5 protein-coding genes and 1 pseudogene are annotated in these 10351 nt (G+C 39.5%); 3 read left to right on the top strand and 3 right to left on the bottom strand.

What is annotated here, in order from left to right; genetic code table 11:
- Window positions 1-42: 42 nt before the first annotated feature.
- Window positions 43-2499 (bottom strand): TIM-barrel domain-containing protein, encoded by a 2457-nt coding sequence (locus VGE44_RS04465; protein WP_331076549.1) that lies wholly within the window; start codon window positions 2497-2499, stop codon window positions 43-45.
- A 248-nt stretch (window positions 2500-2747) separates the two neighbouring features.
- Window positions 2748-5624 (bottom strand): TonB-dependent receptor, encoded by a 2877-nt coding sequence (locus VGE44_RS04470; protein WP_331076550.1) that lies wholly within the window; start codon window positions 5622-5624, stop codon window positions 2748-2750.
- Window positions 5625-5847: 223 nt separating this feature from the next.
- On the opposite strand from VGE44_RS04470, the gene VGE44_RS04475 reads away from it, so the two are divergent.
- The 3 genes from VGE44_RS04475 (at window position 5848) to VGE44_RS04485 (ending at window position 10035) form a co-directional block, all read left to right on the top strand.
- Entirely contained in the window at window positions 5848-8289 is a 2442-nt protein-coding gene (locus tag VGE44_RS04475) for a penicillin acylase family protein (RefSeq protein WP_331076551.1), read from the top strand.
- Between the two features lie 28 nt (window positions 8290-8317).
- On the top strand, window positions 8318-8668 hold the full coding sequence (locus VGE44_RS04480; RefSeq protein WP_331076552.1) for a hypothetical protein: 351 nt from the start codon (window positions 8318-8320) through the stop codon (window positions 8666-8668).
- 389 nt (window positions 8669-9057) lie between these two features.
- Complete coding sequence (locus VGE44_RS04485) at window positions 9058-10035, top strand: acyl transferase (protein WP_331076554.1); 978 nt, start codon at window positions 9058-9060, stop codon at window positions 10033-10035.
- A 156-nt stretch (window positions 10036-10191) separates the two neighbouring features.
- Here VGE44_RS04485 and VGE44_RS04490 read toward each other — a convergent pair.
- Window positions 10192-10351, bottom strand: a pseudogene (locus tag VGE44_RS04490) (gfo/Idh/MocA family oxidoreductase); the annotation flags it as partial.

The raw sequence follows: 10351 nt of genomic DNA on the forward strand, positions 1-10351 counted from the left end.
TAGATTACATTACATGAATATTTAATTAATGACTACAATATATCAGGCAAGGATTTCTATTCGTCTGAAATTCTTACTCGACTTTATTCTAACACGCTTCAATTCATCAAACTCCAGATCATTAGTAAATTCTTTTCCATCTATCAACACTTTAGAAGGGCTAAATGGCAAGCCAATTATCTTCAAATCATAGGTTTCATAGCGAGGTGTAAATAAACCTTCTACGGTTTGTACTATCGTCATGGATTTATGATCGCCATTCACCACATACTTTTTCTCAAGGTAGATATTCTGCTCAAAGGCAAAGGTATCATCGTGATCCTCAAAATAGAAAGAATTCACTTCGTAGTCGGAGTAATAAATCTGAAAAACCAGCTCATCAACTTCATACTCACCTACATACTGCATCAGGGGTGATTCAGGAATAACAGAACCCGCCTTCACAAAAATTGGCATTGAATCAATAGGTGCAGATACCAGATGTTCCTGCCCACCGGCAAAAGGTTCATGGGTCCAGTAATCATACCATTTACCAACAGGCAAATACACATTTTTACTTGTCGCACCCGGATCACTAACCGGAGCGACTAATATTTTATCTCCAAAAGTAAATATATCCTGGATACTGTGTGTGAGCACATTTTCCTGTTCCTGCATGACCAATGGCCTGAGAATCGGGAAACTATGCCTGTGATGCTCCCAAAAAGCCGAGTAAATGTAAGGAAGCAATCTGTACCTGAGCTCAATAAATTTACGGTTGATATCTTCATACTCCTGTCCAAAACTCCAGGGCTCACGCTCTGCAGTATCCCCAGCTGAGTGTGCTCTCATGAATGGTGAAAATACTCCCATCTGTATCCAGCGTGCAAATAACTCACCATCAGGTTCACCACTGAAACCACCAATATCTGTACCACAGAAAGAGATACCTGATATTGATAAACGCTGGCATTGCACTATGCCTATTTTAAGGTGTTCCCATGATGCCACATTATCCCCAGTCCACACTGTGGCATAGCGCTGAACACCTGAATAACCTGCTCTGGTAATAGTAAATGGCCTTTTATTCTTTTGAAGTTTTTTCAATCCTTCATAAGTGGAGCGTACCATCTGCATACCATAAATATTATGAGCTTTGCGGTGCGATCCATGAAATCCATCGTAATTATGACGCACATCAACAGGAAAGGTACCTGATCCGAAAACGGCAGGCTCATTCATATCATTCCAAACTCCGGCTACTCCTGCATCCACAAGCTCCTTGAATAATCCTCCCCACCATTCCCTTACTTTAGGATTTGTAAAATCTGGAAACTGGCATCTTCCAGGCCAGACATGCCCTTCCATAAAGTAATCATCACAACGCCGGCAGAAATAATTATTTTGCTTACCCTCCTTAAATATCCGGTAGTTTTCGTCAACCCTGATTCCCGGATCTATGATAACCACCGTCTTGAATCCATCGTCAGCCAATTCCTTCATCATCCTCGCGGGATCAGGGAAATACTTTCTGTTCCAGGTAAAGCAGCGATATCCATCCATGTAATCTATGTCGAGATAGATTGCATCACAAGGAATCTTCCGCTCGCGAAAATTACGGGCTATATCTTTTACCTTCTTCTCAGGATAATAACTCCAGCGGCACTGATGAAAACCCAGTGTCCATTTTGCCGGCATTTGATGAGTGCCTGTCAAACTATGATAACGCTTTAAAACGTCCATCATATGCGGACCATGAATGTAATAATACTGCATTTCGCCACCATCAGCCCAAAAGCTTACTTTATCCTTTTCCTGACAGGCAAAATCAAAATGGCTTTTGAAGGTATTATCAAAAAATATCCCATAGCTGATACCTTGATTAATGCCCATATAAAACGGGATGGTTCTGTAAAGCGGATCCTGCCCCTTCCCAAAAGAATAAGCATCTGTGTTCCAATTTATATAACGGTTACCCCGCAGGTTGAAATCACTCGACTTATCTCCTAATCCGAAAAAACTTTCTTCTTCATTGCATTTTTTTGTCGCGTATACATAATACCCACCAAAATCAACATTCTCTTCCCAATGCATCGCATTCAGATCCTGATTAATTAAATGGCCATCAATATCTTCAAAGGATATAAAAAAATCGCTCTTATTAATTTTACAGGCTACTGTATTTGTTTGAACACTATAAGTATGCTCATCTTCAATACAGGAGAAAACTGTAACTTTTTGTTCGGTATGGCTGAGAGCGTAGGAAAACTCTTCAAGGAATACTCCCTGTGGAGCAAGTCTGACCCGTATTATTTCATCACTTACCACACGTACCTCAACCTGAGCACTCCCGTCAGAGAAGAAAAAACTATTGCCTTCCTGCCGGTACTCTTTTACATCTGCCAGATACTTCTTAACTATGGGCTCAAGCCCCACAATAGGATTATTTACGTGTTGAATATCATCCTCAAGATCATTGACATCCAAAATCGTAGATAAGGGATCCTTACTTACTTCCATATTTTATTCTTTATTATATATTAAACGTCTTCTCCTGTTAGATATATGAGAAGCCGGGGCTAAAGTTTAACTTAAACAATTTTGTATACCGCTTAAATTCATACTAAGCCACATAGTTAGAAATAAAAATCGAATCTGCCATATTTCTATATAAATAAGTCCCGTTCCATTACATGGAACGAGACTTATAAATTGGTTAGTATAAAATTTTCAGATCATTTAAGCAGAACCCTATAGAATTCCTGATCTTACTGATTAAATGTAAATCCAATATAATACATACCGCCCATCTCAGGGTTTCCGTATGATGTTACATAGTATTTATTGAAGATGTCTGATGCTCCGATCTTAACCATACCCTTTACTGAAGGAATTTTCAGATTTACCTGTGCATCTACAGTTCCAAAAGATGGAACCGCTCCTGAGGCAAAAGATGATGCCCAGTAGAATGAATCCTGCCAGCGATATGAAACATTCATACCTACATTCTTTGCAACACTGCGATTACTGATTCCCAGGTTGTAGCGTACTTTTGGAGTGTTAAAATCATTTACATAAGTAGCAGGGAGATCCCCAATCTGGTTATATGAAATATTTCCATTCAGATTGAATTTTCCGACTAAATAATCCAGTCCAAGTGCCATTCCATAAGCAGAAACATCACCGGCAGCATTCACCGGTACACCAAACTTGGTAAATGCGGTTCCGTTTTGCTGGAATACCTCAATTGCAGTAACAAAATCCTTGTAGGTATTATAATATCCGTAGGCATCAACCAATACATTACTTCCAAGTAATCCTTTGTATCCAAGTTCGTAAGCCTTAACACTTTCAGGTCTTACTCCTTTAGGATCGAATGTATAGGTCTGAAGCAAAGCAGGGTTTGCCGCACCAGCTGAAGCTGAAGCAAGGAAATTCCTGTAGCTGACATCTGTAAATGGTTTATTAGTATATAGGTTATACTTTTGAACCATCTCAGGTAAACCACCAATTAAACGGGTTGATCCACCACCAACAGAAAGGTCGATATACTGATTTTGTGTGGTTGGATTACGATATCCGGTTTGGTATGACAATCTGATGTTATTATTAGGCGCAACGGTATAAACACCCGTAATTCTAGGTGTAAACCGTCCTTCAAAATTCATGTTTTTATCATAGCGACCAGATACAGCAAGTTTGAATGATTCACTTAGCTTTTTACCCATTTGTATAAAGGCACCGGTCTCATCTATATCAATTGTACGGTTAAGGTCATCAAATACAGTACCTGCGGAATTCAGATCATATCTTCTGAATGATGCACCAACCTGAAGATCCAAAGCACCTTTCAAAGCATTTGTGAAATTATACATCCCCTCATAATGCCATAGATTACTTTTATCATCAAACTTTGCTCCTAAACCTGCACTGATAGTTGTGTTCATAATTTTGTTTTTGGCAGCTGCGAATTCTGCAGATCCAGGTTCAAACCTACCCTGATCGGCAACAGAACGTGCCATTGCATGTGCCTGAGCATCAGGTAAACCGGCAGAACGTGCACCTACATAATTGCCGATATATTGAGGAAACCATGTGGTACTTGCTTTTGATGTTTCATTAATATAACTTCCAAGGATTGAAGAAATGTAAGAATCTCCTGAACGTTCCTGCGTGGTATAACCACGAACAATAAAGTCTTCTCCCTTTAACTCCAGTTTGTATTGTCCGATACTGAAATTACGGAGTGAATAACGATCTGAACCAGTATAAACAGATGTACCGGAACCCCAGTTAGCCTGAAAAATGGCCTGAACTGTGTTACTTAATTTATAATGTAATGAAGTCGATGTTTTTAATGATTTGGTATTATAGTCTACAAGATTAACCTCATTATAACCAGTTCTTGATACCGCCTGATCAGGAATAATTCCTGCTCTCAAACCGAAGTTGAAAGGAAGAACATTTTGTATTGTGGGCCTTAATGCAGCCGGAAAAGCACTCAAAAATCCACCAATCTGTGCTGGCGTAGCCGTTGGAGGAAGAGAGGCATTGATCATTCCGATTATATTCGGAATTGCACCTCCTGTTGCCGCTGCGACACCTGCATTAGTTGCAGTTTGAACTGAGTTTGCAATAATTCTCATATTCTGACTCACTTCATCACCATAGCTATTTATACCATCATAATTTGGATCAGTGCTCCTGTCACCGTTTTTAAAGGTTCTTGCGGTACGGTCGAAGTTAGAATAGTTCGATGCCTGCCAATCGTCTGCCTGCAGGAATGAAAATGTAGTCTTAAATGCAAATTTATTCCAGGCCTTAGCAACCCGTACTCCTGCTTCTTCAAATGGCTGTGTATCCCGCAGCGGATCATTTACATGGTTTATTCCTTTCTTGATAGAAAAGCTGACACCTTCTGAAGTAAATGGATCTTTTGATGTCATTAACATTGTTCCATTGATACCACCTGCACCATATAAAGCAGAGGAAGCACCTGGTAGTAATTCGACATTATCTACATCCAGTTCAGATATACCTATAATATTACCCACTGAAAAATTCAGACCGGGAGCCTGATTATCCATACCATCTACATACTGGTTAAAACGGGTATTACCATTGGCATTAAAACCTCTGGTATTGATTGATTTAAAAGTTAAACTTTGAGCACTCATCTCAACACCTTTCAAATTATTCAGGGCGTCATAAAAGGTCGGTGATGCAGTTTCGCGTATTGCGGCCTGTCCGAAACGCTCAATTGAAACCGGAGATTCCAAAATCCGCTCCGGGGTACGTGAAGCGGCAATTACAACTTCCTGTCCAAGAATAGACTGAGATTCTAATGCAAATACCAAGTCAGAAACAGATGCATTTATTTCCTGCTCTATTGATTTATAACCAAGATAACTGATCACGATCGTAAATGGGGTACTCTCAGATGTACTGAAAGTAAACTTACCATCTGCATTTGTAGATGCCCCAATTGATTTTCCTTTTACATTAATGGAAACCCCGGGTAAGGTTTCATTTGTTTGTCTGTCGGTGACAGTTCCCGAAATAGTAACGCTTTGAGCAAAAGCCATTGATATGGTCATTGTAAGCAGAACTAAAAAACAGGCAAAACAAGTAATGATTCTGTTCATAACTCTCAGATTTATATTGGTTAAATACATTTTAACTATACAAAATACTGTAATATTTTAATTCAAACAAAGGATTTTGATATTTTTTTTATGCTTGCATAGTAAAATACTGGCCCTACTCTTAAATAACAAAGGATTTGAGCTTTTTTTAAATTCCATTAAAGCAAACAATATTTTGAATTAACTATTAATTTTTAACATATTTAATCTTTTAAAAAATCTCATGAAAATAGTTAAAGCAGCCATTTCAGGTCTTTTTGCCTTTGCGTTGATTTATGTCCTCAATAATAAATTTGGGGATATTCCTCCTCTCGCCAGATTCCTTGATCCATTTAATGGTTTCTGGGCAAATGCTGAAAGTAAAGTACAGGATCCTGAAAAGAATTTGACAATTGAAGGTTTAAATGGCCAGGTTGAAATCCATTTTGATGATCAGATGATCCCTCATATTTTCGCTGACAATGATCATGACCTGTATTTTGCTCAGGGCTATATCACTGCAAAAGACAGACTATGGCAAATGGATTTTCAGACGCGTTTTGCTGCCGGAAGACTCTCGGAGGTTGTAGGACCTAAAGCGATTGAGCTCGATCGATACCAGCGCCGTATGGGAATGAGCTTCGGAGCTGAGAATATGGTGGAAGTTATGATGAAGGACCCTGAAATAAAGGCGATAATGAATGCCTATTCTGCAGGTGTAAACGCCTACATTCATTCTTTAAAATCTGCAGATTATCCAATTGAATTCAAGCTTTTGAATTATGAACCCGAAGACTGGCAACCATTATACTCTGCCTTATTATTGAAACTCATGTCGGCCACCCTTGCCGGAGGTTCCAATGAATTTTACATGAATAATATACTGCAGAAGTATGGGCCGGAGATTACGAAAAATCTTTTCCCTGATTACCCCTTCAGAGAGGATCCAATCATACCTGTTGGAACGAAATGGGATTTTGATCCGGTAAACATCCCGCAAATGCCTGCCATTAGTGAAAATAAAACGGCGTCTAACATACAAACAAAAGAAAAAGAAGAAGGTATCGGAAGTAATAACTGGGCGCTTTCAGGAAAGAAAACGGCTAGCGGCTATCCCTTACTCTCCAATGATCCTCACTTAGACCTTACCCTGCCTGCTATCTGGTATCAGATCCAGCTTGTATCCAATGATATGAATGCCTGCGGGGTTTCGATTCCTGGTTCACCTGGAATTATCATTGGTTTTAATAAGGATGTGGCATGGGGAGTAACGAATGTAGGCGCTGATGTTCTTGACTGGTACAATATTAAGTTTAAAGACGCTTCAAAAAAGGAATACTGGTACGATAATAAATGGAACCCTGTAAAGGAGAGGATTGAGAACATAAAAATCAGCAATGGTGAAATATTGACTGATACTGTTTTGTATACTCATCATGGCCCTGTAGTTTATACCAGTGAACAAAGACCTGATAATTTTCCAAAGATCAATAATATTCCGACCGGACATGCCTTAAAATGGGTCGCCCATATTGGCTCAAATGACGTCAGAACCTTCATCTCCCTTAATAAGGCAAAGAATTACGCCGATTATCGTAAAGCGCTTACTTATTTTTCTGCTCCTGCACAGAATTTTGTGTTTGCCAGTATTGAAAATGATATTGCGATCACACCTAATGGCTATTTCCCATTGAAATGGAAGGGACAGGGCAAATTTTTGCTAGATGGAACAGATCCTGCAAACGACTGGAAAGGCAGGATTCCGGCAGAACATAACCCAACTGTAAAGAACCCTGAACGGAATTTTGTAAGCTCGGCAAATCAGTTTCCATCTGATCAGAGCTATCCATATTACCTTAACTGGGAATATTCGGGTTACGAGCGTTCACACCGCATCAACAAAAGACTATCGGTAATGACTCAGGCAAATGTTGATAGCCTTCAAAATCTACAGAATGATAATTACAGTATCCTTGCTGAAAATATTTTATCAACCCTGGTCAGCCTTGTTGATTCCGAGAAACTGAATGCCAGTGAACGAGAAGGATTCAATATTGTTAGCCAATGGAATAAATTTTTCGATGCTGATGAAATCGGGGCAAGCATATTTGAACTTTGGCATAAGAATCTGGGGCTTCAGATCTGGCAGGACGAATTTGGAGATCCGAAAACGCCAATGCGATACCCTTCCCGCGACAGGAATGTAGAGCTACTTCTAAATGAGCCCGATGCAGTATGGTGGGATAATGTAAAAACTGCAAAAAAAGAAACCCGGGCTGATCTGGTTAATGCCTCTTTTAAATTTGCTATCGACAGTCTCCAGCGAAAATTCGGTCCTTTAGATAGTGACTGGGCATGGGCTAACTTGAAAAAGACCCATGTTCCCCATCTGGCCAAGGTGGCAGGATTCGGATCGAAGTTCCTTTATAATGGAGGCTCAAAAACATCGGTTAATGCAACAAGTGAAAGCAATGGCCCTTCATGGCGAATGATCGTTGCACTTGGCAAGGATGTAAAAGCTTACGGTGTATTCCCCGGAGGTGAGTCAGGGAATCCGGGCAGCCATTATTATGATGATATGATCGATACCTGGTCGGATGGTAAACTAAATGAACTGGTTTACCTGAAAACAAAAGATGAGAAATCAAAACGCATTATTACTTCCTGGAAATTAAGTAAAAAATAAACCGGCTAAAATCTTAAATTAAAAAATCATGCTAATACTTATTATTGCCGTAGTTTCTCTGATCTTACAATTTTTTCTTCCATGGTGGATCATTGCTCCCATTTCCTTTGGTATTTCTTTCTGGATGGCCAGGTCGGGTAAACAGGCCTTTGGGTCAGCTTTTCTGGCTATATTCCTTTTATGGATAGGTATGGGATTAATCCATACTCTGCCAAATGAAAATATCCTGGCTAACAGAGTCGGGAGCATGTTAAGTCTGCCCGACACTTCATTTAACTGGATAATTGTGCTGTTACTTACTGGAATAATCGGCGGACTTGCATCCGGGTTTTCAGGACTATCAGGATTTTACTTCAAAGAAGCGATAAAGAAAAGTTGACAGTTGATAATTGATAATTGACAGTTCAATTTGGTAGATAAAAGGTTTTGTGGATATGATCTTATTTTTTATTATATTAGTATTTAATCAAATCAATAATCCCTTCAAAGAATTTCTTGCAAGCCTTATACCGACCTTATAGGGTCCTTATACCGACCTTATACCGATACAGACAGGGTAGGACAAGGGTAGGACAAGGCTTGAACGACACTCGAGTCGGGTAATCCCTTTGCTTTTTACTTGAACAAGGAGCAAAGAACAAGGAATAAAGACTATTAATAGTTCATTTGATCTCCACCCGATAGTTATCGTCTCAACTCTCCCTTCTCAACCCGATGGCTATCGGGTCTCAACTAGCAACGCATTTCTTATCTTTGTATGTGCAATACATAAACCCGGATCATATTTTCTCTGTTTCTGATTCTCTGGAATTTGAAAAACTGTCTCTTGAGATTTTCAACTATCAGGTCGGGAATTGTGAGGTTTATGGACGCTTTGTCAGTAATCTTGGGATTGATATCCGGAAGGTAAAAGACTACAACAGTATTCCCTTTTTACCAATAGAATTCTTCAAAAGCCAGCAGGTTATATGCGGAGAAAATAATGCAAAAACTATTTTCAGTAGTTCGGGTACGACAGGAATGACCCAGAGTAAGCATTATGTAAAGGATATCGATATCTACATAAAAAGCTATAGAAAAACTTTTAGTCTGTTTTATGGCGAGATCAGTAAATACGCTGTTCTGGCCCTGCTGCCCTCCTATCTTGAGCGGGAAGGATCATCATTAATTTATATGGTTAATGATCTGATCAGCTTAAGCAATCATCAAAAAAGTGGCTATTTTCTCGACAATCATGATCTTTTGAAACAGACACTTGAGGAACTCAAGGCTTCTGAAACACCTACCATCCTGATTGGCGTAACCTATGCTCTGCTGGATTTTGCAGAAAGTCACTCCATTGAGTTTCCGGAGCTGATCGTTATGGAAACCGGTGGAATGAAAGGAAAGCGCAAGGAAATTCTTAGAACAGAACTCCATGAAGTCTTATGTGCGGGTTTTGGAGTGCAGCGAATTCATTCAGAATACGGTATGACTGAACTGCTCTCACAGGCCTATTCTAAAGGATCAGGGATTTTTCAGACTCCCCCATGGATGAAAGTGAGAATCAGGGATACTAACGATCCGCTTACTCTATTAGGAAATGAATCCACCGGCGGAATCAATATTATTGATCTTGCAAATATCCACTCCTGTTCGTTTATAGCTACCCAAGATCTTGGAAAATGCTATGATGATGGAAGTTTTGAAGTCCTGGGCAGATTCGATCACAGCGATATCAGGGGGTGTAATTTGCTGGTGCAATAATAGTATTGAGATGTGAGATTTGAGATATGAGAAAAGAACAAGAACAAGGATCAAAGACTAAAGACCAAAGAAATTATGGCTGCTTCATTTAATATGAAGCAGCCATAAAACTTATTACTTATTACTTATTACTTATTACTAATAACGTACAACTTACTACGCTCCCAACGTCCAGCCCTTACGGTACTCCCGTTTAACGAACTGATTGGCTTCATCAAAGTTGGTAATTTTCATATTTGGGCCGTCCCAAAGTAGCTTTTTATATCTTCCCGGGTAGGTGAAACCATTCCCTGAAGCATTTGCTTTACGGACATCA

The sequence above is a fragment of the Daejeonella sp. genome, assembly GCF_036405355.1.
GTDB lineage: Bacteria > Bacteroidota > Bacteroidia > Sphingobacteriales > Sphingobacteriaceae > Daejeonella.

What these genes read in the sequence shown, in the direction of transcription:
- VGE44_RS04465 (WP_331076549.1), bottom strand. Translation starts at nt 2,499, where the DNA reads ATGGAAGTAAGTAAGGATCCCTTATCTACGATTTTGGATGTCAATGAT.
- VGE44_RS04470 (WP_331076550.1), bottom strand. Translation starts at nt 5,624, where the DNA reads ATGAACAGAATCATTACTTGTTTTGCCTGTTTTTTAGTTCTGCTTACA.
- VGE44_RS04475 (WP_331076551.1), top strand. Translation starts at nt 5,848, where the DNA reads ATGAAAATAGTTAAAGCAGCCATTTCAGGTCTTTTTGCCTTTGCGTTG.
- VGE44_RS04480 (WP_331076552.1), top strand. Translation starts at nt 8,318, where the DNA reads ATGCTAATACTTATTATTGCCGTAGTTTCTCTGATCTTACAATTTTTT.